Origin of the sequence: Pantoea latae (assembly GCF_002077695.1) — a bacterium.
Classification (GTDB): Bacteria; Pseudomonadota; Gammaproteobacteria; order Enterobacterales; family Enterobacteriaceae; genus Pantoea; species Pantoea latae.
On sequence record NZ_MWUE01000007.1, the window covers coordinates 148,417 to 170,122 of the forward strand.

At 62.3% G+C, this 21,706-nt stretch carries 25 protein-coding genes; 11 read left to right on the top strand and 14 right to left on the bottom strand.

All coding sequences use genetic code 11. From position 1 onward, the window contains the following. Window positions 1-60: 60 nt before the first annotated feature. The 4 genes from B2J69_RS05165 to B2J69_RS05180 all read left to right on the top strand — a co-directional run bounded on the left by B2J69_RS05165 (window position 61) and on the right by B2J69_RS05180 (window position 4,107). Window positions 61-1,581 carry an amino acid ABC transporter permease/ATP-binding protein gene (locus tag B2J69_RS05165; protein WP_081137032.1) on the top strand — a complete coding sequence of 507 codons (1,521 nt, stop codon included), beginning with the start codon at window positions 61-63 and terminating at the stop codon, window positions 1,579-1,581. Between the two features lie 27 nt (window positions 1,582-1,608). Further along, window positions 1,609-2,481 carry a phytanoyl-CoA dioxygenase family protein gene (locus tag B2J69_RS05170; RefSeq protein WP_081137033.1) on the top strand — a complete coding sequence of 291 codons (873 nt, stop codon included), beginning with the start codon at window positions 1,609-1,611 and terminating at the stop codon, window positions 2,479-2,481. 19 nt (window positions 2,482-2,500) lie between these two features. Continuing rightward, window positions 2,501-3,313, top strand: coding sequence for an ABC transporter substrate-binding protein (locus B2J69_RS05175; protein WP_081137170.1), 813 nt, complete (start codon window positions 2,501-2,503; stop codon window positions 3,311-3,313). 62 nt (window positions 3,314-3,375) lie between these two features. Continuing rightward, the gene (locus tag B2J69_RS05180) at window positions 3,376-4,107 is read left to right on the top strand and encodes a class II aldolase and adducin N-terminal domain-containing protein (RefSeq protein ID WP_081137034.1); all 732 of its coding nucleotides are present in this window, start codon (window positions 3,376-3,378) and stop codon (window positions 4,105-4,107) included. A gap of 4 nt (window positions 4,108-4,111) precedes the next feature. Here B2J69_RS05180 and fliR read toward each other — a convergent pair whose 3' ends face one another. The 14 genes from fliR to fliF all read right to left on the bottom strand — a co-directional run bounded on the left by fliR (window position 4,112) and on the right by fliF (window position 14,681). Then, the gene (gene fliR / locus B2J69_RS05185) at window positions 4,112-4,897 is read right to left on the bottom strand and encodes a flagellar biosynthetic protein FliR (protein ID WP_081137035.1); all 786 of its coding nucleotides are present in this window, start codon (window positions 4,895-4,897) and stop codon (window positions 4,112-4,114) included. Further along, window positions 4,897-5,166, bottom strand: coding sequence for a flagellar biosynthesis protein FliQ (gene fliQ, locus B2J69_RS05190; RefSeq protein WP_081137036.1), 270 nt, complete (start codon window positions 5,164-5,166; stop codon window positions 4,897-4,899). The genes fliR and fliQ overlap by 1 nt, the downstream gene beginning before the upstream one ends. An 11-nt stretch (window positions 5,167-5,177) precedes the next feature. Continuing rightward, window positions 5,178-5,900 (bottom strand): flagellar type III secretion system pore protein FliP, encoded by a 723-nt coding sequence (gene fliP / locus B2J69_RS05195; protein ID WP_081137037.1) that lies wholly within the window; start codon window positions 5,898-5,900, stop codon window positions 5,178-5,180. After that, entirely contained in the window at window positions 5,897-6,289 is a 393-nt protein-coding gene (gene fliO, locus B2J69_RS05200; RefSeq protein ID WP_081137038.1) for a flagellar biosynthetic protein FliO, read from the bottom strand. Before fliO ends, fliP begins: the two co-directional genes overlap by 4 nt. Then, window positions 6,286-6,684, bottom strand: a complete 399-nt coding sequence (gene fliN, locus B2J69_RS05205; protein WP_081137039.1) for a flagellar motor switch protein FliN — start codon at window positions 6,682-6,684, stop codon at window positions 6,286-6,288. Before fliN ends, fliO begins: the two co-directional genes overlap by 4 nt. Continuing rightward, window positions 6,685-7,683 (bottom strand): flagellar motor switch protein FliM, encoded by a 999-nt coding sequence (fliM, locus tag B2J69_RS05210; protein WP_081137040.1) that lies wholly within the window; start codon window positions 7,681-7,683, stop codon window positions 6,685-6,687. Window positions 7,684-7,688: 5 nt separating this feature from the next. Beyond that, window positions 7,689-8,195 carry a flagellar basal body-associated protein FliL gene (fliL, locus tag B2J69_RS05215; protein ID WP_081137041.1) on the bottom strand — a complete coding sequence of 169 codons (507 nt, stop codon included), beginning with the start codon at window positions 8,193-8,195 and terminating at the stop codon, window positions 7,689-7,691. A gap of 143 nt (window positions 8,196-8,338) precedes the next feature. Beyond that, window positions 8,339-9,532 carry a flagellar hook-length control protein FliK gene (locus B2J69_RS05220; protein WP_081137042.1) on the bottom strand — a complete coding sequence of 398 codons (1,194 nt, stop codon included), beginning with the start codon at window positions 9,530-9,532 and terminating at the stop codon, window positions 8,339-8,341. Then, window positions 9,532-9,978: a flagellar export protein FliJ gene (gene fliJ / locus B2J69_RS05225; RefSeq protein ID WP_081137043.1), complete on the bottom strand. Its 447-nt coding sequence runs from the start codon at window positions 9,976-9,978 to the stop codon at window positions 9,532-9,534. Before fliJ ends, B2J69_RS05220 begins: the two co-directional genes overlap by 1 nt. Next, window positions 9,975-11,360: a flagellar protein export ATPase FliI gene (gene fliI / locus B2J69_RS05230; RefSeq protein ID WP_081137045.1), complete on the bottom strand. Its 1,386-nt coding sequence runs from the start codon at window positions 11,358-11,360 to the stop codon at window positions 9,975-9,977. Before fliI ends, fliJ begins: the two co-directional genes overlap by 4 nt. Next, on the bottom strand, window positions 11,357-11,920 hold the full coding sequence (locus tag B2J69_RS24475; protein ID WP_330847870.1) for a flagellar assembly protein FliH: 564 nt from the start codon (window positions 11,918-11,920) through the stop codon (window positions 11,357-11,359). Before B2J69_RS24475 ends, fliI begins: the two co-directional genes overlap by 4 nt. After that, window positions 11,829-12,062, bottom strand: a complete 234-nt coding sequence (locus B2J69_RS24285) for a FliH/SctL family protein (protein ID WP_236722687.1) — start codon at window positions 12,060-12,062, stop codon at window positions 11,829-11,831. Before B2J69_RS24285 ends, B2J69_RS24475 begins: the two co-directional genes overlap by 92 nt. Then, complete coding sequence (gene fliG / locus B2J69_RS05240) at window positions 12,049-13,035, bottom strand: flagellar motor switch protein FliG (RefSeq protein ID WP_081137049.1); 987 nt, start codon at window positions 13,033-13,035, stop codon at window positions 12,049-12,051. Before fliG ends, B2J69_RS24285 begins: the two co-directional genes overlap by 14 nt. Further along, the gene (fliF, locus tag B2J69_RS05245) at window positions 13,035-14,681 is read right to left on the bottom strand and encodes a flagellar basal-body MS-ring/collar protein FliF (RefSeq protein ID WP_081137051.1); all 1,647 of its coding nucleotides are present in this window, start codon (window positions 14,679-14,681) and stop codon (window positions 13,035-13,037) included. Before fliF ends, fliG begins: the two co-directional genes overlap by 1 nt. A gap of 267 nt (window positions 14,682-14,948) precedes the next feature. On the opposite strand from fliF, the gene fliE reads away from it, so the two are divergent. From fliE to flhA, 7 genes are all read left to right on the top strand, one after another. Beyond that, window positions 14,949-15,284, top strand: coding sequence for a flagellar hook-basal body complex protein FliE (gene fliE / locus B2J69_RS05250; protein WP_081137053.1), 336 nt, complete (start codon window positions 14,949-14,951; stop codon window positions 15,282-15,284). 127 nt (window positions 15,285-15,411) lie between these two features. After that, entirely contained in the window at window positions 15,412-16,266 is an 855-nt protein-coding gene (locus tag B2J69_RS05255) for a CheR family methyltransferase (protein WP_081137056.1), read from the top strand. Continuing rightward, window positions 16,263-17,306 carry a protein-glutamate methylesterase/protein-glutamine glutaminase gene (locus B2J69_RS05260; protein ID WP_081137059.1) on the top strand — a complete coding sequence of 348 codons (1,044 nt, stop codon included), beginning with the start codon at window positions 16,263-16,265 and terminating at the stop codon, window positions 17,304-17,306. Before B2J69_RS05255 ends, B2J69_RS05260 begins: the two co-directional genes overlap by 4 nt. Before the next feature lie 42 nt (window positions 17,307-17,348). Continuing rightward, window positions 17,349-17,738 (top strand): chemotaxis response regulator CheY, encoded by a 390-nt coding sequence (cheY, locus tag B2J69_RS05265; RefSeq protein ID WP_081137061.1) that lies wholly within the window; start codon window positions 17,349-17,351, stop codon window positions 17,736-17,738. Between the two features lie 10 nt (window positions 17,739-17,748). Beyond that, window positions 17,749-18,384: a protein phosphatase CheZ gene (cheZ, locus tag B2J69_RS05270; protein WP_081137064.1), complete on the top strand. Its 636-nt coding sequence runs from the start codon at window positions 17,749-17,751 to the stop codon at window positions 18,382-18,384. A gap of 70 nt (window positions 18,385-18,454) precedes the next feature. Further along, the gene (gene flhB / locus B2J69_RS05275) at window positions 18,455-19,600 is read left to right on the top strand and encodes a flagellar biosynthesis protein FlhB (RefSeq protein ID WP_081137066.1); all 1,146 of its coding nucleotides are present in this window, start codon (window positions 18,455-18,457) and stop codon (window positions 19,598-19,600) included. Further along, complete coding sequence (gene flhA, locus B2J69_RS05280; protein ID WP_081137069.1) at window positions 19,600-21,696, top strand: flagellar biosynthesis protein FlhA; 2,097 nt, start codon at window positions 19,600-19,602, stop codon at window positions 21,694-21,696. The genes flhB and flhA overlap by 1 nt, the downstream gene beginning before the upstream one ends. The last annotated feature ends 10 nt before the right edge of the window (window positions 21,697-21,706 follow it).

Here is a 21,706-nt window from a genome sequence, read left to right on the forward strand (position 1 = left end):
CCGACAGCGGCGAATTCCTTTTTCTGAAATTCGCTTTTATTTAAGCGAGTGAAATGCCTGATGACTTTTAACTGGAACTATATGTTCAGCCTGTTCAGCGACGCCGAGTTCTGGCTGGCGACCTGGACCGTGATCAAACTGAGCCTGCTCACCTGGGGCATTAGCATTGTGGTGGGGTTTGTGCTGGCGCTGGCGAAACAGTCGAACCGCGCGCTGTTTAACCTGCCGGCGCGCGGCTATATCTGGCTGTTTCGCAGCCTGCCGCTGCTGGTGCTGCTGATTTTCGTCTATAACCTGCCGCAGGCCGCACCCGGCACCTCTGCGCTGCTAAGCGATCCCTTCTGGGCGGGCCTGATCGCCATGGTGCTGAGCGAAAGCGCCTATATCGCCGAAATCCATCGCGGCGGCCTGCTCTCGATTCCAAAAGGGCAGAGCGAAGCCGCCCGCGCGCTGGGGCTGCGCTTCGCCGGCATTCAGTGGCGCATCATTATTCCACAGGCGGTGCGCGTCGCCCTGCCGGCGCTGGCCAACGAATATATCGCCATCGTCAAGCTCAGCTCGCTGGTGTCGGTGATCTCCCTTACCGAGATCCTGATGGTGGGCCAGCGCCTCTATTCGCAAAACTTCCTGGTAATGGAAACCATGGCGGCGGTCGCCTGCTACTACGTGCTGATCGTTACGGTGTTCGACTTCCTGCTGAAACAGCTGGAGCGCCATCTCGACGTCACCCAGCGCCGCCCGTCGGGCAAGGTCGACGCGCAGCTTATGGCGCTGGCGCAGCGCGGCAGCGCGCCGCTCGCCCGACCGGCCGCGCAGGGCAATGGCCCGGCGCTGCAGGCGTCGCGCCTGCACAAGGCCTACAACAACGTAGAGGTGCTGGGCGCGGTCAGCCTGCAAATCCAGCCGGGCGAAGTGGTGTCGGTGATTGGGCCGTCCGGCTCCGGCAAAACCACGCTGATCCGCCTGCTGAACGGGCTGGAGCAGATCGACAACGGCGAAATCCGCATTAACGGCCAGCCCTTTATCCACCTCAGCCAGCAGGGCGAGCAGAAGCCGCGCTTTATCGAGCACGCCGAGCACCGCCTCAACATCGGCATGGTGTTCCAGAGCTTCAACCTGTTCCCGCACCTCAGCGTGCTGGACAACCTGATGCTGGCGCCGCGCTACCACCGGCTGGCGTCGCGCGACGCGCTGAAGCAGCACGCCTGCGAACTGCTGCACAAGGTCGGGATGCTGGAGCACGCGTGGAAATATCCGCATCAGCTCTCCGGCGGCCAGCAGCAGCGCGTCGCCATCGCCCGCGCCCTGATGATGCGTCCGCAAATCATGCTGTTCGACGAGCCGACGTCGGCGCTCGATCCGGAAAAGGTCAACGAAGTGCTGCAGGTGATCGAAACCCTGGCGCAGGAGGGCATCACCATGGTGATCGTCACCCATGAGATGAACTTCGCCTTTAAGGTCTCTGACCGCATCGTCTTTATGGAAAAAGGCCGCGTGGTCTGCGACGACGCGCCGCAGGCGATGCGCAGCGGACAGCATCCGCGCGTCGAAGCCTTCCTGAAAGATGTTTCTCTGGCTTAACGCCTTTAACCAGCACGAGGGAAAATCATGATTGAACAGTGGCAGATAGAGCAGTATCACCAGCAGGGCTTCCTGGTGGTGGAAAACGTCTTAAGCGCCGAGGAGATCGCCGCGCTGCAGCGCGATTTCGACGGCTGGGTGGAAGAGAGCCGCAGCCAGCAGGCGGCCTGGGGCGAGACGCTGGACGGCCGCGCGCGCTTCGATCTGGAGGGCGATCACCGCGCTGACCATCCGTCGCTGCGCCGCGTCAGCTCGCCGACAGAAATCTCCGCCGACTACCGCCGCGCGGCGCTGCAGTCGCGCATGGCGCAGATCGCCGGCCAGCTGACCGGCAGCCAGGGCGCGCGCTTCCACCACAGCAAGATCAACTCCAAGCTGCCGCACACCGCGACCAAAGTCGAGTGGCATCAGGATTTTCTCTTTACGCCGCACAGCAACGACGACATCGTCACCGCGCTGCTGATGGTAAGCGAAGTGACGCCGGCAAACGGCCCGCTCAACGTGGTGCCGGGCAGCCATAAAGGCCCGCTCTACTCCCACTGGCAAAACGGCCGTTTTACCGGCGCGGTGGATAAAAGCGTGGTGGACGAGCAGTGCGGCCAGCCCGCCGCCTGCTTCGGCCCGCCCGGCTCGGTCTGCTTTATGCACACGCGCCTGCTGCACGCCTCCAGCCCAAACGAAACCGAGCTGCCGCGCACGCTGTTTATCGCCGTCTACGCGGCGGAAGACGCCCTGCCGTTCGGCGATAACCCGCTGCCGAGCCTGGACGCCGGCGCGCTGGTGTCGGGCGAAGAGAGCGGCACCATCCGCAGCACCGCTAACCAGTTCCGTCTGCCGCAGAAGCCGAGCGGCGCATCCTTTTTTGTTCAGCAGGCCGGAAACGATCTTGCCCGCGCGTAATCGCCATCACGGAGGCTTTATGAAATCTGTTGCCCTGACTTTTTTGGCCGCCAGCGTCGCGCTGGGGTCGTTTAGCGCGTCGGCGTTCCAGCAGCCGGGTAAAATCGTCGCCGGTTCCGACATGACCTTTTTCCCCTATGAATATATTGAAAACAACAAACCCACCGGCTTCGATATCGAGTTTCTCGACGGGCTGGCGAAGGTGATGGGCCGTCAGGCGGTGAACCTCGACACCCGCTTTCCTAACCTGATCACCGGCCTGCAGGGCAACCGCTTCGATATTACCAACTCCTCGATGTACATCACCGCAGAGCGGCTGAAGGTGATCGATATGATCCCCTATCTGAAGAGCGGCGAGGCGATCCTGTCGCTGAAGGGCGGCGACTACCAGCCGAAAACCCCGGAGGAGTTTTGTGGCCACAAAATCGGCTCGATGGGCGCCACTTCCTGGCTGCAGCAGCTGCATAAGCTCTCCGCCGACTACTGCGTGAAGAACGGCAAGCCGCCGATCGCCATCAGCGAATACACCACCGATCCGCAGACCACTCAGGCGATGCTGTCGCACGCGGTGGAGGCGCAGATCACCGACGCCGCCGTGGCGCGCGGCGTGGTGCAGAAGCTGGGCAACCGCGTGCAGATCTCCTCGGAAACGCTGATCTACCCGGTGCTGAACGGCTTCGGCGTGAAGAAAGGCAACGACGAGGTGAAGCAGGCGCTGATCGACGGCCTGGAGAAGTACCGCAGCACGCCGGAGTACGCCGCGCTGCTGAAGAAATATAACTTCGAGGCGCCGAGCGCCGAGGATATTAAGACGCTGATGCCGCAGCCTTAATCCTGATATGGGCGGCAAACCGCTGTCGCCCGCTCCTTTCTCTCTCTTTTCCGGAGAACGCTATGGCGCTTTCGTTTGAAGAACAGACCCGAATCGATCTGGCCGTTACCTTTCGCATTATCGCCCATCTCGGCATGCACGAAGCGGTGGCGAACCACTTTAGCGCCGCCGTCTCGCCGGACGGCAAGCGGTTTCTGCTTAACCCGAAGTGGAAACACTTTTCGCGCATTCGCGCCAGCGACCTGCTGCTGCTCGACGCCGGGGATGGTGCCTGCGCGCAGCGCGACGACGTGGACGCCACCGCCTGGGCGATCCACGGCCAGATCCACCAGCGCCTGCCGGAGGCGCGCGTGGTGCTGCACCTGCACCCGATTTACACCACCAGCGTCGCCTGCCTGGCGGAGCCGCGTATCCCGCCGGTGGATCAAAACACGGCGCGCTACTTTAACCGCGTGGCGATCGATACCCTGTACGGCGGCATGGCGGACACCGCCGAGGAAGGCGCGCGGCTGGCGGCCCTGCTGGCGGGCAAAAGCCGCCTGCTGATGGGCAACCACGGCGTAATGGTGACGGGCACGGCGATCGGCGAAGCCTTTGACGATATCTGGACGCTGGAGCGCGCCTGTCAGATCCTCGTGACCGCCTGGTCCACCGGTCAGCCGCTGAAAATCCTCAGCGACGCGGTGGCGGAGAAGACGGCGCGCGCCTGGGAAGGCATTCCCGACTTCTCGCGCCAGCATTTCGAGGAGATGAAGGCGCTGATGATCGCCGCCGATCCGTCGCTGCTCGACTGATCCTTCAGGCAGGCTGCAAGCCCTGCACTATCGCCATCAGCTGATGGAAGGCGGCCTGCATCATCGCCGCAAATAGCGGCGCGAAATTCATCATCATCACCAGCAGCGCGCCCATGCCGAGGGTGATCGAGAGCGGAAAGCCGATGACGAACACCGAAAGCTGCGGCGTCAGGCGGTTAAGCAATCCCAGCGCCAGATTCAGCGCCAGCAGCAGCGTGACGATCGGCAGCCCCATCTTCAGGCCGCTGCTAAAGATGGCGCCGGCCGCCTGCGCCAGCAGATAAAAGCCGCCGTTGCCCAGCGGCGCGCCGTTGACCGGCAGCAGCCTGAAGCTCTCGGCGAGCGCGTCGAGCAGCAGCAGATGGCCGTTAAGGGTGATAAACAGCAGGGTAAACAGCACGTTGAAAATGCGCGCCAGCACCGGCATCGACTGATTGCCGGAGGGATCGTAGAAAGAGGCAAAAGAGAGCCCCATCTGCAGGCCGACGATCTCCCCCGCGCTGCGCACGGCGGCGAAAAGAAACTGCATCGTCAGCCCCATCGCGTAGCCGATCGCTATCTGCTTTGCGGTGATCCAGACGCCCGCCACCGACAGCAGCGCCACAGGCGTCGCCGGCAGCGTCTCTCCAATCAGCCAGGCCACCAGCAGCGCCAGGCCGATCTTCACCCGCTTAGCGGCGACCTTTTCGCTGAACAGCGGCGCGGCGGCGAACAGCGCCAGCGTGCGGGTAAACGGCCAGAAATAGTGGCCGATAGCGGCGTAAAGATCGGCGAGGGAGAGGCTCTGCATCAGCGAATAACGGTGGGGATATGCAGAAACACCGATCGCATATAGTCCATCAGCGTCTCCAGCATCCAGGGGCCGAGCACAATCAGCACCAGCACCAGCGCGATGATTTTGGGGATAAACGAGAGCGTCGACTCGTTTAGCTGGGTCGACGCCTGCAGAATGCTGACCAGCAGCCCGGTAAACAGTGACGTCAGCAGCAGCGGTGCGGCGATCGCCAGCGCCACCTTCATCGACTCATACCCCAGGCTCATTACGCTTTCCGGCGTCATGCCGCGTCTCCTTAGCTGTAAAAGCTCTGCGCCAGCGACCCGAGCACCAGCTGCCAGCCATCCACCAACACGAACAGCATCAGCTTAAACGGCAGCGACAGCGTGGCGGGCGGCACCATCATCATCCCCAGCGCCATCAGCACGCTGGCCACCACCAGATCGATAATCAAAAACGGCACAAAAAGGGTAAAGCCGATCTGAAAGCCGCTCTTTAGCTCGCTGGTGACGAACGCCGGCAGCAAAATGCGTAACGGCACCTCTTCCCGACTGTGCCAGGCGGGCTGCCTGGCGATGCGCGCAAACAGCGTCAGATCGGTTTCCCGCGTCTGCTCAAACATAAAGTCGCGCAGCGGCGTCGCTCCTTTCGTCAGTGCCTGCTCCAGCGTGATGCGATCCTGCGACAGCGGCAGCCAGGCGTCGTCGTAGACGCGCGACAGCACGGGCGACATCACGAAAAAGGTAAGGAACAGCGCCAGCCCCAGCAGCACCTGATTCGGCGGCGACGAGGCGGTGCCAAGCGCGTTGCGCAGCAGGCCCAGCACGATAATGATGCGGGTGAAGCCGGTCATCATCAGCAGCACCGCCGGCAGCAGCGTCAGCGAGGTGAGCAGCAGCAGGGTCTGCACCGGCAGCGACCAGCTTTCGCCGTGCGCGCCGTGGCCGATCAGGATATCGCCGCCGGCGGCCCAGGCGGGATGCGCCAGCAGCAGCAGGAAAAAACCTGTTTTTCTCATCCGGCTCGCCCTTTCTTGCGCAGCGCGTTACGCAGCGCCTGCTGAAACGCGCCCGCGGGCAAGGCGCGCGTCTCGGCGGCGTCGCGCTGGCGCGCGATCTCGCTGAGCAGCGTGACGTTGCCCGGCGTAACGCCCAGCAGCAGCCAGCGATCCTGCACCTCCAGCACCACCACCCGTTCGCGCTGGCCCAGCGTCTGGCTCTGCATAACGCGCAGCAGCGGCGCGTCCTGCGCCTGCGGGCGCGCCCAGCCGGCGCGGCGCGTCAGCCAGGCGAGCGCCAGAATCAGCAGGATCACCAGCGCCAGCGCGCCGCACAGTTTGAGCAGCATAGCGCCAAACCCCAGGCTGTGCGGCGCGGCCAGCGGCGTCTCTAACAGCGACCTCATCATCGGCTCAGCCGCTGCATTCTTTCAGAAGGGGTAATGATATCGGTGATGCGCACGCCGAATTTATCCGACACCACCACCACCTCGCCCTGCGCAATCAGATAGCCGTTGATTAAAATATCGAGCGGCTCGCCGGCAAGCCCTTCCAGCGGCACCACCGAGCCCTGGCTCAGGCGCAGCAGCTCTTTGATGGTCATCTTGGTGCGGCCCAGCTCCACCGTCATCCGCACCGGAATATCCAGCACCAGATTCAGATCTTCCGACAGCGAGAGCATGGTGTCGTTTTTATCAGGAACAGTGGCCGTGCCGGATTCGGTGGCGAGATGCTCGCTCATCGCCTCACCCCACAGATCCTCTACGGACGGATCCTCGACTTCAGACGGTGGATGGGTGGCCATTTACTTATTCTCCTTGGTGAAAGACGGCAGCGAAGGCGCGTAAATTTTTTCAACTTTAATGGCCAGCTGTTTATTCACCCGACCATATTGCCCGCTGAACACCGGGTGCCCGTCAGAATAGACCTCGACGATCTCCGGCTTATCGAGCGGAATAACGTCGCCTTTTTGCAGGCGTAGAATGCGGGACACCTGCGTCGGGATCTCCGCCAGCCTGGCCACCAGATCCAGTTCGGCGTCGCGAACCTGGTGCGCGATGGTTTGATGCCACTGCTCGTTTTCCTGCTTTGAATTTTCCAGCGGCGGATTGGTGAGCAATTCGCGCAGCGGCTCGATAATGCTGAAGGGAATACAGATATGCAGCTCGCCGATATGCGGCCCAATTTCCACCGAAAAAGGCGTGGTGATCACAATATCATTCGGCGACGAGGTAATATTGGTAAACTTGATTTGCGTTTCTGAGCGCACATATTCGGTCTGCACCTTAAATATGGAACTCCAGGCTTCATCGTAAGAGAGCTGCGCCATAGACATAATGCGGCGAATAATGCGCTGCTCCGTCGGCGTAAATTCGCGCCCGTCAACTTTAGTGGGAAAACGCCCGTCGCCGCCGAACAGGTTGTCGATCGCCATAGAAACCATCTGCGGCGAAAAGGCGAACAGCGCCGTGCCGCGCAGCGGATTCATATGCACCAGATTTAAATTGGTCGGCACCGGCAAATTACGCGCGAACTCGTGATAAGGCTCAATTTTAATCTGCCCGGCGGTGACGTCGGGATTACGCCGCAGCAGGTTGAACATATCCATACGAAACTGGCGCGCAAAGCGTTCGTTAATAATCTCCAGCGAGTGCATACGCTCGCGGATCACGCGCCGCTGGGTATTGGGATCGTAAGGGCGGATCGCTTCCGTCTGTGCGGCTGTCGCGACGACTTCACTCTCCGCGCCGCCGCCATTCAGCAGGCGGTCAATTTCGGCCTGAGATAAGAGGCTGTCAGACATCGTATTTACCGTAAAATAAATGCATTAAATAGTACGTCCGTGACGGAAACGCTCTGCCCGTCAGCCAGCGGCTGATTCACCACCTGTTTAATATTATCCCTCAGCGCGATTTTGCCGCTGTCTGTCGCCAGCGCCGCACCGGTTTGCTGAGAAAAAAGCAGCAGAAGGCGGCTGCGAATTTCCGGTAAAAACGGTTGCAGCGTTGCTTTTGCCTTTTCATCTTTCAGGCGCAGCGTCAGGCCGATATATAATACCCGATCGCTCTCGTTCTCTTCGGGCAGCAGGCTAACGGTAAAAGGATCGAGAGGCATATAGATCGGCGGCGCAGGCGGCACCGCTTTTTTAGCTGCCGCCGGATCGGCGTCGGTTTGCAGCGCCGACCTCATATTATGCAGCTGATAACAGGTATATCCAGCCAGCGCCGCAACGCCGACAACAATAACCGCCAGCAGCAAAAAAACCAGCGCGCGTTTCTTTCCGCCTCCGGCAGCTTTCTGTTTTGTTTTAGGCATTATAGTGAACGTCCTGTATTCATTCTTTCCGGCCCGATTAATCGGCATGACGGATGAGCGAACTATTTTAATATATCCGCCGCGACAACAAATGTTTTATAAAGTCGAATTAATGACAATATTTTCCCAGATAAATTACGCCGTCAGGCAAAGGTATTAATTCCCCGTCCGTCCGTCAGCGGGCGCGTCATGCTGTCGCTTCGCTCCTCGCTCTGCGTCAGGCTCTCCTGCGCCTCCGGTGCCGCCACGGCGTGTCGGGGCGAAGGGGCGGAGCCGTCGGGCTGCTGCCAGGAAGACGCGGTGTCGGCGCCGACGCTGCTTTGCCCCAGCTGAATGCCCGCTTCCGCCAGCGACGTGCGCAGATGCGGCACCGCCGCTTCAATGGCGGCACGCACCTGGTGACTCGCCGAGACGAAGTGCAGCTGCGCCTGTTCATTTTTTAACTGCACATTGATTTGCAGTGAACCTAACTCCGCCGGATGCAGCCGCAGCTCGGCGTGCTGCACGCCGTTGCGGGTAAAGCAGGCGATCTGTTGCCCCAGCGACTGCTGCCAGGCGGGCGTGCCCATGGTCTCGCTCAGCGCGCCTGTCTCCAGCGCCTGTTCGCGCGGCGGTACGCGGTCCGCCGGCGACGTGGTGAGCGGCGGCGCGTGCGGCACCAGCGCGATCGCTTCGGCGCTGTCGCCGTGCGGCGCGCGGCTCTCTTTAGCCGGTAAGGCGCTGCTGGTCAGCTCTGGCGGCGAAGCGGTGCGCGCCGTCGCCCGCGCGGGCGCGTCGTCAGCCGGCTGCGCCGCTGGCTGCGCGTCGGCAGTTAAACGCGTCTGTCGCGCCGGACGTGCGGAGGCCTCAGGCGCGACGACAGCACCGCTGCGGTCGGCGGCGGGCAGCGCGGCCGTGAGCGCCTGCGGCGCGCTTTCCGCCGACGCCTCGGTCGCGACCGGGCCAGCGTCAGCGACGAGCGCCGCCGTTAGCGGTAGCGGTCCCGCCGGCTTGTCAGCCGACGTCGCGTCCTCATCGCTGTTATCCGCCTGCGGCGGCGCATGCTCCCCCGCGCTGGCGGGCAGCATCGCGGGCGGCGTAAGGTTTAACAGCGCCAGCAGCGCCGCATCCGCCTCCGCCTCCGCGTCGCGTTTATCCGCGTCATCGCACGTCGCGGCCGTCTCAACAACCTCCGGTTCAGCCGGTGCAGCGCGAGCAAGGTCGGGCAGCACGGCGTCGGGCAGCGTCAGCTGTTTTTCATCCAGCAGCGCGGCAAACGCCGCCTCATCCGCGGGCGCGTCGCGCGTCGCGGGGGCAGAGGCGGCCATCGGCGTCAGCGCCGGTAAGGTGGCTATCATCAGGTTCGTTTCCTTGCAAAGCGTTGACTGGCGAATTCATCCATTAGTTTCTGCTGCTGGCGGCGCTCTTTTTCTCTCGCCGCCTCTTCGGCGCGGCTGCTCAGGGTAGTCAGGGCGTTCAGGCGGCGGCGATCGTCTCGCCAGTCGCCCAGCGCTTGCTCCACCGCCTGCTCGCAGGCCGCCACATGGTCGCCGTAACGCTGCGCCACGCCCGTTAACGACTGGATAAAGCCCTGATAGTTAACCAGCTGCGCCACCGGAATACCGGCGCCTGCCGCTCTGCTGACCAGCTGCTGCTGATACTCCTGCTGATACTGCCGCAGCTGGCTAAGCTGCGCCTGCGCCTGCTGGCAGCGTTGCCGCAGCCTGCCGAGCTGACGCGTGGTCTGGTTAAGCTTCTCTTCCGCCTGCTCGCACAGCCGCGTCATGGGGGAAACGGCGCTCATGGCTGGTCGCTCCCCTCTTGCGCCTCATCGGCGAACAGGCCGCTCAGCGCCGCCAGCGAGGCGTCGTAGTCGCCGCGCTCCTCAATGCCCTGCTGCAGATAGCGCGCTATCTGCGGATAACGCGCGATGGCGTCGTCCAGCACTGCGTCGCTGCCGGCGGCATAGGCGCCGACGCTGATCAGGTCGCGGTTGCGCTGCCAGGCTGAGAGCAGCTGCTTCACGCGCTGCACGTGCCGGTAGTGCGCGGGCGTAATCAGCTCAGTCATGGCGCGGCTGATCGAGGCTTCGATATCGATCGCCGGATAGTGCCCCGCTTCAGCCAGCCGACGCGACAGCACCACGTGGCCGTCGAGGATGGCGCGCGCGGCATCCGCCACCGGATCCTGCTGATCGTCGCCTTCGGTCAGCACGGTATAGAATGCGGTAATGGATCCGCCGCCCTGAATGCCGTTGCCGGCGCGCTCCACCAGCGCCGGCAGGCGGGCGAAAACCGACGGTGGATAGCCTTTGGTGGCGGGCGGCTCGCCGATCGCCAGCGCAATCTCGCGCTGCGCCATGGCGTAGCGCGTCAGGGAATCCATAATCAGCAGCACATTCATGCCGCGATCGCGGTAGTCCTCCGCGATGCGCGTCGCGTAGAGCGCGCCCTGCATACGCAGCACCGGCGAGACGTCCGCAGGCGCGGCGATCACCACCGCGCGGCGCAGCCCCTGCTGGCCGAGAATATTTTCAATAAAGTCTTTGACCTCGCGGCCGCGCTCGCCGATCAGGCCGACCACGATGACGTCCGCCTGGGTAAAGCGCGCCATCATGCCGAGCAGCACGCTTTTGCCGACGCCGGATCCGGCGAACAGCCCCATGCGCTGGCCGCGGCCGACGGTCAGCAGGCCGTTAATGGCGCGCACGCCAACGTCCAGCACGCTTCTGATCGGGTCGCGCAGCAGCGGATTAAAGGGCGCGGTAAACAGCGAATCCGCGTGCTGTCGCGAGGGCGCGGGCAGCCCGTCCAGCGGACGCCCGCTGGCGTCCAGCACGCGCCCGAGCAGCGTCGGGCCGAGCGGCAGCTGCTTGCCGCCGTCCTGCGTGCCCGGCGAGGCGTAGACGCGCGCGCCGGGCAGCAGGCCATCAACGTTTTCCAGCGGCATCAGAAACAGAATATGGTCGTTAAAGCCGACGACTTCGCCTTCGACGGCGCCACGGCTCTCGCCGCGCGCGCGTTCCACCAGACAGATCGCGCCGACCGGCAGCGTCAGGCCGGTCACCTCCATCACCATGCCGGCGACGCGGATCAAGCGGCCATAGCGCTGGCAGGCGGGCAGCGTCGCCATCTGTCGCTCCTGCCGATCGAGGCGGTCGAGCCACTGGGTAAGAGATCGGCTCATGGCGCGTCATCTTCCCTGCTCAGATCGCAGAGCATTTTCCAGCGTGTCGCCAGCGTCGCGTCCAGCTCGCCCTCTTTGGCGGTCAGACGACAGCCGCCGGGCGTCATCTGCGCATCGACGCGCAGCGTCCAGCCGTGCGCCTCCAGCACCTCCCCCAGCCGTTCGCTGACCAGCGCAGCATCCTGCTGGCTGACCCACAGCTCGATATGCCGGGTAAAGCGCAGGTTCTCCTGCATCAGCTGGCGAATGGTCTCCAGCAGCAGCGAGGTGTCGCACAGCACCTGCTTGCCCAGCAGCGCGCGCACCGCGCTAAGGGCCAGCTGCATCAGACGCGCGGGGATCACGCTGTCGAGGCTCTCCAGCGCCGTCTGAAACCCATCGACCAGCTGCGTAAAACGCTGCGCCTGCGCCTGCTGCTCCGCGCTGGCCGCTGCCGCGCCCTGCTCGCGTCCCGCTTGCTCTCCCTGGCTAAATCCCTCCTGGTAGCCGCGCGCGTCCCTCTTCCAGCCCGCGCTGTTCGCCGACGGCGTAGCCCGCCTGCTCCGCCTGCTGGCGCAGATGAGCGAGCGCTCGCTCGCGTTGCGCCTCCGCGGCGGCGTCAGGCGGCGAAGAGGCCGCAGGCGGTTCTTCTACCCTCTCCAGCAGGCTTTCCGGCTGCCAGACGCGCCACGACGGCAGCGGGTCGCGATCAGACGTAGACATCTTCGCCTCCGCCGATCACAATCTCGCCGCTTTCCGCCAGTCGGCGGGCAATCATCAGAATATTTTTCTGCTCTGCTTCGACCTGCGACATGCGCACCGGCCCACGCGATTTCAGATCTTCCATCATGATATCCGCCTGACGCTTCGACATATTGCGGAAGAAGGCGTCGCGCAGCGGCGGCTCCGCGCCCTTCAGCGCCACGATCAGCGACTCGGAATCGATCTCCTGGATCAGGCGCTGCATGCTGCGATCTTCGATATCGACCAGGTTCTCGAACAGGAACATCTCGTCGATGATCTTCTGCGCCAGCTCCTGATCGAATTCCCGCACCGCGTCGATCGCCGCCTCTTCCTGCTGCGATTTCATCAGATTGAGGATCTCCGCCGCAGGACGCACGCCGCCCATTTTGCTGCGCTTCATATTCTGACCGGTGAGCAGATTGTTCAGCACTTCGGTCAGCTCCTGCAGCGCCGCTGGCTGCACGCCGCCAAAGGTGGCGATGCGCAGCATAATGTCGTTGCGTTCGCGCTCGTCGAACTTCGCCAGCACATCGGCCGCCTGATTGCGCTTCAGGTGCACCAGAATGGTGGCGATAATCTGCGGATGCTCTTCGCGGATGACGTCGAACACCGCCTGCGGCTCCATAAAGTTGAGGGTTTCAAGGCCGTTGACCTGGGTGTTGGCGTCGAGCAGATCCTCCAGCAGGCTGGAGGCGCGCTCTTCGCCCAGCGCTTTGACCAGCACGTTGCGCAGGTAGTCGTTGGTGTTGAAGCTGAGCGCCGTGAAGTCGGCGACCTCGCGTTCAAACTCCTTCATCACGCTTGCCAGCGTCTCATGGCTGATGCCGCTCATATGAAACATGGCGCTGCTGATCTGCGTCACCTCGTGCGAGTTAAGGTGCTTGAACACCTCTGCCGCGCACTGATCGCCAAGGGTGAGCATCACCATGGCGCATTTTTCCGCTGCATTCATTACGACTTTTGCTCCCTGACCATCCACTTACGGATCACCGCCGCCAGCACATGCGGCTCCTGCTCGGCGATGCTGCGCAGGTGTTGGGTGGTGATTTCCGTGTCCACGCGCTGCTGCGCTTTGGCTTTTTCCAGGCTCTCTTTCTTGCGCTGCTGCGCCTCCAGCTCCGCCTGGCGCGCCTCTTTCTCCAGCTCCAGCCGCTGTAACGCCAGCTCATGGTGACGGATCCAGAACGGCTGCACCGCTTTGCGCCACAGCATCCAGGCAATCAGCGCCACCACCAGATAGCGGCCAATCTCCAGCAGCAGGCTGATGGTGCGCGGCTGCTGCCAGAACGGCGTATCGTCCTCTTCATCAGGCGCGGTAAACGCCGAGTTGACCACGCTCAGGCTGTCACCGCGCGCCTCAGAGAAGCCCATCGCCTCCTTAACCAGCCCGGTGATCTGCGCCATCTGCGGAGCACTCAGCGCCGCCGGCTTGCCCGAGGCGTCGGGCAGATAGTTGATTACCACCGCCGCAGAGAGCTTTTCGATGGTGCCTGGGCTATGGCGGATATGCGTCAGCGTGCGATCCAGCTCGTAGTTCACCGTCTCGTCATGCTGCGTGTTGTAAGGCTCGCGCGGGGTCGCGCCGTCGCGGGTTGCGCTCGTGCTCTGGGTGAGCGGCGCGCTGGCGGGCGTCGGCGGCTGGTTGCTCAGCGCGCCGGGCACGCCGCCGACGGCCGCCTGGCCGCCCTGCTCGCTGCTGTTGCTCTGCCGACTGCGTATCGATTTTTTATCGGGCGCATCGTTCGGCTGATAGCGCTCGGCCGTCTGCTCATTGCTGGAAAAATCAATGCTGGCGGTCACCTGCGCGTGAACGTTTTTACTGCCGACGATCGGCGCCAGAATCGCCTGGATGCGCTGCTGGTAATCCTCTTCAACCTTGCTGGTGTAGCTGAGCTGCGACGCCTGCGCCGCGCCTGCGCCACTCTGCGTCAGCAGATGGCCGTTTTGATCGACCAGCGTGACGCGATCTGCCGTCATGCCGGGCACGGCGCTGGCGATAAGATGGGTAACGGCGTTGATCTGCCCCTCATCCAGCGTCCGGCCGCCGATCAGGCTGAGCGTCACCGAGGCGGAGGGCGGTTTCTGATCCTTGATAAACAGCGAGGCCTTCGGCAGCGCCAGATGCACGCGCGCGCTTTTCACCGGCCCCAGCATGGCGATGGTGCGGGAGAGCTCTCCTTCCAGCGCGCGCTGGAAATTGATCTGTTCGCTGAACTGGCTGATGCCAAATTTCTCATTGTCGAGCAGCTCGAAGCCCACAGAGCCGCCTTTTGGCAGCCCCTGCTGCGCCAGCCTGAGGCGCAGATCGTAGACCTGATCCTCCGGCACCATAATGGCGCCGCGCCGCTCGTCAAAACGGTAAGGAACATTCATCTGGGTGAGCTGGGCGACCACGGCGCCGCCGTCCTGGTCGCTGATATTGCTGAAAAGCACCCGATAATCTGGCGTTTTCGCCCAAAAGATCAGCGCAATGACTATAGAGAGCGCCGCGGCGGCAGAAATAAGAAACACCATTCTGGGACTGGAACGCAGACGCGCCAGAACCGCTTTCACATCGGGCGCGCTTTTTTGAGTATTACCGTTAATTGCGGCAGTCATGCCATGTTCCTGTAAAAAATAATGACATTATGTAAACGCAGTTTTAATTATTAATGCGTACTACGCTAATAAGCATTCATGCCGTGAAGCATCTGAGAACAGATAAACCAGGTCGCATATTATGAACAATGTCAGCGCAACCTTAATCGGTAATAAGCTAAAATTTCTGACAGCTAATCAAATTATATTTATTGGGGTTCTCTGCTATCATGCTGCGATTGAAACGGCAAGTTAAACCAGCCGAAAAATGAGAGGGAAATAGCCGAAATGTCGATTAATTCTATGGCAGGGATCATTAATCAAATAGCGTTTCAGGCGCGTCAGGCGTCTGGCCTGAATAATAGTGATGCGGCCGACAGCGCAAATATCGCCGACGCGGGCGTATCCTTTTCCGACCTGCTTTCCAGCTCGCTTTATTCGCTGAACCAGGTGCAGAACAGCGCGAAAAATCAGGCGGAAGCCTATATAAGCGGCGCGCCGGATATTGGCCTGAATGATGTGATGGTCTCGCTGCAAAAATCCACGCTGGCGCTTAACCTGGGCATTCAGGTACGCAATAAAATGGTCAGCGCCTATCAGGAGATCATGGGGATGTCGGTATAACCTCTGCCGTTGTTGCTCCCTGATATTCTGCTGTTTATTTCCCGCTTCCGGCTGAGCCATGCGTCATCCGGCGCGTTATAGTTATTGACGGCGAGCGTTTACGACCGTCAGCGTGGATTCCTCTGGCATGACCGAATTAATAAAGAATAACGCCGCGCTCAGCCGCCAGCGTCAGCTTACCGAACCCGAGCTAAATAAGATCATCACGCTTATTTATCGGCGTGCCGGCATTGTCATTACCCGTCAGCGACGAGATATGGTGTATAACCGCCTGATGCCGCGTTTGCGCGCGCTGGGGCTAACGCGCTTTAGCGACTATTTGCAGCTGCTGGAGCACTCCGCCACCCATCCGGAATGGCAGGCTTTTATTAATGCGCTGACCACTAACCTCACCTCTTTTTTCCGCGAAGCCTATCACTTTCCAGTGCTGGCGGAGCACGCGCGCCAGCGCGGCGGCAGCTATAACGTCTGGTGCACCGCCGCTTCAACGGGCGAAGAGCCCTGGTCCATCGCCATCACGCTGGATGAAGCGCTGGGCAGCAGCACGCTGGCGCCGCGCGTGCTGGCTACCGACATCGACACCGAGGTGCTGGAAAAAGCGCGCCGCGGCACCTATCGCCTGGCCGATCTCAAAACCCTTACTCAGCACCAGAAGAAAACCTATTTCCTGCGCCGCAACGACAGCGGGCCACACACCCAGGTCAAGGTGGGACGCGTGCTGCAGCAGGCCGTGCATTTTCAGCCGCTTAACCTGATCGCCGCTGAATGGGATATCCCGGCGCCTTTCGACGCCATCTTCTGCCGCAACGTGATGATCTACTTCGATAAAGAGACCCAACGCCGGCTGCTGAACCGCTTTGCGCAGCGGCTTAAACCCGGCGGCCTGCTGTTTGTCGGCCATTCAGAACATTTCAGCCATATGGAAAGCCCTTTTCGCCTGAAGGGGCAGTCGGTCTATTGCCTGGCTAAGGAAGAGGTATGAGCAAGATAAAGGTACTCTGCGTCGATGATTCCGCTCTGATCCGCAACATCCTGACCACCATCGTCAATCAGCAGCCGGACATGGAGATGGTGGCCACCGCGCTCGATCCGCTGATCGCGCGCGACCTGATCAAACAGCATAACCCGGACGTGCTCACCCTCGATGTGGAGATGCCGCGCATGGACGGCCTCGACTTTCTCGAGCGGCTGATGCGGCTGCGCCCGATGCCGGTGGTGATGATCTCCTCCCTGACCCGCAAAGGCTCCGATATTACGCTGAGCGCGCTGGAGCTGGGCGCGGTGGATTTTGTCACCAAGCCGCAGATGGGGCTACAGGAGGGGATGATGCAATACAGCGAGCTGATCGCCGACAAGATCCGCACCGCAGCCCGCGCGCAAATCCGCCGCCGCGAACCGCAAACCACGCCGAAAATCATCGCCTCTCCGCTCGTGGGCAGCGAGAAAATTATCGCCATCGGCGCGTCGACGGGCGGCACCGAAGCCATTCGCCAGGTGCTGATGCCGATGCCCGCCACCTGCCCCGGCATCGTGATCGCCCAGCATATGCCGCCGGGCTTTACCCGCTCCTTTGCCGAACGGCTGGATAAAATCTGCCAGATTGCGGTGAAAGAGGCGGAGGATGGCGAACGGGTGCTGCCCGGTCACGCCTATATCGCGCCGGGTGGACGCCATATGGAGCTGTGCCGCAGCGGCGCCAACTATCACGTCCGGCTCAACGATCTGCCGCCGGTCAACCGCCATCGTCCCTCGGTAGATATGCTGCTGAGTTCCGTCGCCCGCGCGGCCGGCAAAAACGCCGTCGGCGCCATCCTGACCGGCATGGGCTACGACGGCGCGCAGGGGCTGCTGGAACTCTATCAAACCGGCGCGCGCACCCTGGCGCAGAGCGAAAAGAGCTGCGTGATCTACGGTATGCCGCGCGAGGCGGTCGCCCTTAACGCCGTCAGTGAAATCGTCGATCTCGAGCAGATCGCCGCCGCGCTGCTGAAAAATATCGTCGGACAGGCGCGGCGCATTTAGCGCCCGCCTCTTTAGCTTTCCCTTAATCAGGATCTCCTTTTTATGGCTGATAACAATCTGCGTTTTTTAGTGGTGGATGATTTCGCCACCATGCGCCGCATCGTGCGCAACCTCCTCAAAGATCTCGGCTTTCATAATGTCGAAGAGGCCGAAGATGGCCAGGATGCGCTCCACAAGCTGGAGCAGGCCGCCTTCGATTTCGTCATCAGCGACTGGAATATGCCGAACATGGATGGTCTGCAGCTGCTGACCGCCATTCGCAGCCACCCTGAGTGGCGCACGATGCCGGTGCTGATGGTCACCGCCGAGGCGAAGAAAGAGAACATCATCGCCGCCGCGCAGGCGGGCGCCAGTGGCTACGTCGTCAAGCCCTTCACCGCCGCGACGCTGGAAGAGAAGCTAAACAAAATTTTTGAGAAAACGGGACGTTAAGCCAGTGGATATGCACTCTGATCGGCCTGAGGTCGATAACTTCAAAACGATATTTTCCCGTATCGGCCATCTGACGCGCCAGCTGCGCAACAGCATGGTCAGCCTGGGGCTGGATCGCGCCATTATGGACGCGGCCGAGGCGATCCCCGACACCCGCGAGCGCCTTAACTACATCGTCAGCAAAACCTCCCAGGCGGCCGATCGCGCCCTGACCAGCGTCGAGGCGGCGCGTCCTTTGCAGGATCGTCTGCACCAGCAGGCGTCTCAGCTCAGCGCGCGCTGGGATGCGTGGTTCGCCGAGCCGGTCGAGCTGCCGATCGCCAGAGAGCTGGTCGGCGAAACGCGCGATTTTTTACGCGAGGTGCCCGACCTCGCCAGCCGCACCAGCGCCGAACTGACAGAAATCATGATGGCGCAGGATTTTCAGGATCTCACCGGCCAGGTGATCAACCGCATGATGCAGCTGATCGAGAACATCGAAAACGAGCTGATTCAGGTACTGGTGGAAACGATGCCCGGCATGGCGAGCGAGCGCGGCGAAGAAGCGGAGAGCCTGAAAAACGGCCCGCCGATCCGCCATAACCAGCCCGGCGTGGTCGCCACGCAGGACCAGGTAGACGATCTGCTCGCCGATCTCGGCTTCTGAATGCGGCGCAGGCGGAGCGTGCCTGGCCTGATGCGGCCCGCTGCCGCGCTTTGCTGCCTCGGATCGGCGTATGTCTGAAGAGAGCGACGTAGAAAAAACCGAAGAGCCCACGCCTCAGCGACGGCAAAAAGCGCGAGAAGAGGACAATATCCCGCGCTCGAAAGAGCTGACGTCGTGGCTGGTGCTGCTGACGGGCTGGGCGCTGATCTTCCTCGGCGGCGCCGACACCGTGCGGCAGCTGGCGCAGCTGCTGCATGACGGACTGATGTTCGATCGCCGGCTGATCGCGGACAACGCCGCCATGCTGCACCGCGCCGGCGGCCTGCTGTCGCTGATGCTGACGGCGCTGCTGCCGATCGTGCTGGGGCTGTTTTGCGTCGCCCTCGCCGCCGGCGCGCTGATCGGCGGCCTGCACCTCAGCAGCAAATCGCTGAAGGTGGATATCACGCGCATGTCACCGCTGGCGGGCTTTAAGCGCATCTGCTCTTTGCAAACCCTCTCCGAGCTGGCGAAAAGCCTGATGAAGGCGCTGCTGCCTGGCATCGCCTGCGCGCTCTACTTCTGTCACTTCCGCCAGCACTTTATTTTGCTGGGAAGTGAATCGCTGGCAGAGGGGCTGCGCGACGCCTCGCGGCTGATTTCGCACTGCCTGCTGACCATCATCGTCGCCCTCGCGCCGATGGTGGGCTACGACGTTTTCTATCAGCTGACGAGCCACCTGAAAAAATTACGCATGAGTCGCCAGGAGATCCGCGATGAATTTAAACAGAGCGAAGGCGATCCCCATGTCAAAGGGCGCATTAAACAGCTGCGCCACGCGCTGGCGCGCAGCCGCATGATGGAAGAGGTGCCGAAAGCGGACGTCATTATTAACAACCCGACGCACTACTCCGTCGCCATTCGCTGGCAGCAGGGCGAGATGCGCGCCCCGGTGGTGCTGGCGAAGGGTGCGGGCGAGATTGCCCAGCGCATTCGCGCCAGAGGCGCGGCGCACCAGATCCCGATGCTGGAGGCCGCGCCGCTGGCGCGCGCGCTCTATCGCCACTGCGACATCGGCGACGCGATCCCCGCCGAGCTGTACAGCGTGGTGGCTGAAGTGCTCGCGTGGGTTTATCGCCTGCGGCGCTGGCGCCAGGCAGGCGGCTTTAAGCCCAGACAACCTGAAAACCTGTCCGTGCCTGCGGCACTGGATGTTACCCATGAGAGCCTGCAGTGATGGCGAATTTATCCTCCCGACTTCGTTTACCCAACCTGAAAGAGACGCAGTGGCAGATGCTGGCCGGCCCGGTATTGATCATGATGATCCTGGCGATGATGGTGCTGCCGCTGCCGGCCTTTGCGCTCGACGCGCTGTTCACCTTTAATATCGTGCTGGCGCTGATGATCCTGCTGGTGGCGATGTTTACCCAGAACACGCTCGACTTCTCCTCGTTCCCTATCGTGCTGCTGTTCTCTACCCTGCTGCGGCTGGCGCTGAATATCGCCTCGACGCGCATCATCCTGATGAAAGGCCACACCGGCGCCAGCGCCGCCGGCCGCGTGGTCGAGGCGTTCGGCCACTTTCTGGTGGGCGGCAACTTCGCTATCGGCATCATCGTCTTCGCCATCCTGATTATCATTAACTTTATGGTGATCACCAAAGGGGCGGGACGCATCGCCGAGGTGGGCGCGCGCTTCGTGCTGGACGGCATGCCGGGCAAGCAGATGGCCATCGACGCCGATCTCAACGCCGGCCTGATCGGCGAAGAAGAGGCGAAACGGCGGCGCAGCGAGGTCACCCAGGAGTCCGACTTCTACGGCTCGATGGACGGCGCCAGCAAGTTCGTGCGCGGCGACGCCATCGCCGGGCTGCTGATTATGGCGATCAATATTATCGGCGGGCTGGTGATCGGCATGCTGCAGCACGACCTGTCGTTCGCCGACGCGGCGCAGACCTACACCCTGCTGACCATCGGCGACGGCCTGGTGGCGCAGATCCCGGCGCTGATCATCTCCACCGCGGCGGGGGTGATCGTCACCCGCGTCGCCACCGAAGCCGACGTCGGCGAGCAGATGGTCGGCCAGCTGTTCAACAATCCGCGCGTCATGCTGCTGGCGGCCGGGGTCGTCGGCCTGCTGGGGATTATTCCCGGCATGCCCAATCTGGTGTTTTTACTCTTTACCGCCGCGCTGCTCGGCCTCGCCTGGTGGCTGCGCGGCCAGCAGATGCAGGCGCAGCCCGGCGCGGCGCGTCCGCTTAGCCCGCAGAGCGGCGCGCTCGCCGAGTCGGCTCAGGCGCAGGAGGCCTCATGGGCGGATGTCGAGCTGGAGGACGTGCTGGGGCTGGAGGTGGGCTACCGCCTGATCCCGATGGTAGACAGCGCGCAGGACGGGCAGCTGCTGACGCGCATTCGCGGCATCCGCAAAAAGTTTGCGCAGAGCATGGGCTTTCTGCCGCCCGCCATCCATATTTGCGACAACCTCGACCTTAAACCCACCGCCTACCGTATCTTGCTGAAAGGGGTGGAGATCGGCGGCGGCGAGGTCAACCCTGAGCGCTGGATGGCGATCGATCCCGGCTGCGCAGAGGGCGAGCTGGAGGGCGATCGCGGGCTGGATCCGGCGTTCCAGCTGCCCGCTATCTGGATCGACGCGGTACAGCGCGATCGGGCGCAAACCATGGGCTATACGGTGGTCGATCCGCCGTCGGTGATCGCCACCCATTTAAACCATGTGATCGATATGCACAGCGACGAACTCTTCAGCCGCCAGGAGACGCAGCAGCTGCTGGATCGCGTAAGCAAAGAGATGCCTAAGCTGGTGGAGGATTTTATCCCCGGCACCCTTTCGCTGTCGCTGTTTCATAAGGTGCTGCAAAACCTGCTGGCGGAGCGCGTCGCCATCCGCGATATCCGCACCATTATCGATACCCTGGCGGAACAGGCCGCCGTGCACAGCGACGCCGACGCGCTGACCGCGCAGGTGCGCATCCGGCTGGGACGCGCCATCACCCACCAGTGGTTCGGCAGCCAGCGCGACATAGAGGTGACGGGACTGGATCCGCAGCTGGAAGGGCTGCTGGTGCAGGCGGTGCAGAACGGCAGCGCGCTGGAGCCAGGCATCGCAGAGAAGATTATCGAGCAAACCGGCGACGCCCTGCGCGAGCAGAGCGCCAGGGGCGCCGCGCCGGTGCTGCTGGTCAATCCGGCGCTGCGGCTGATGCTGTCGCGCTTTCTGCGCCGCGTCTATCCGCAGCTGGCGGTGCTGTCGAACGTCGAGATCGCCCCCGATCGCACGCTGCATATGATCGCCACTATCGGCGGTGCGCAGTGAGGAGGCTGCC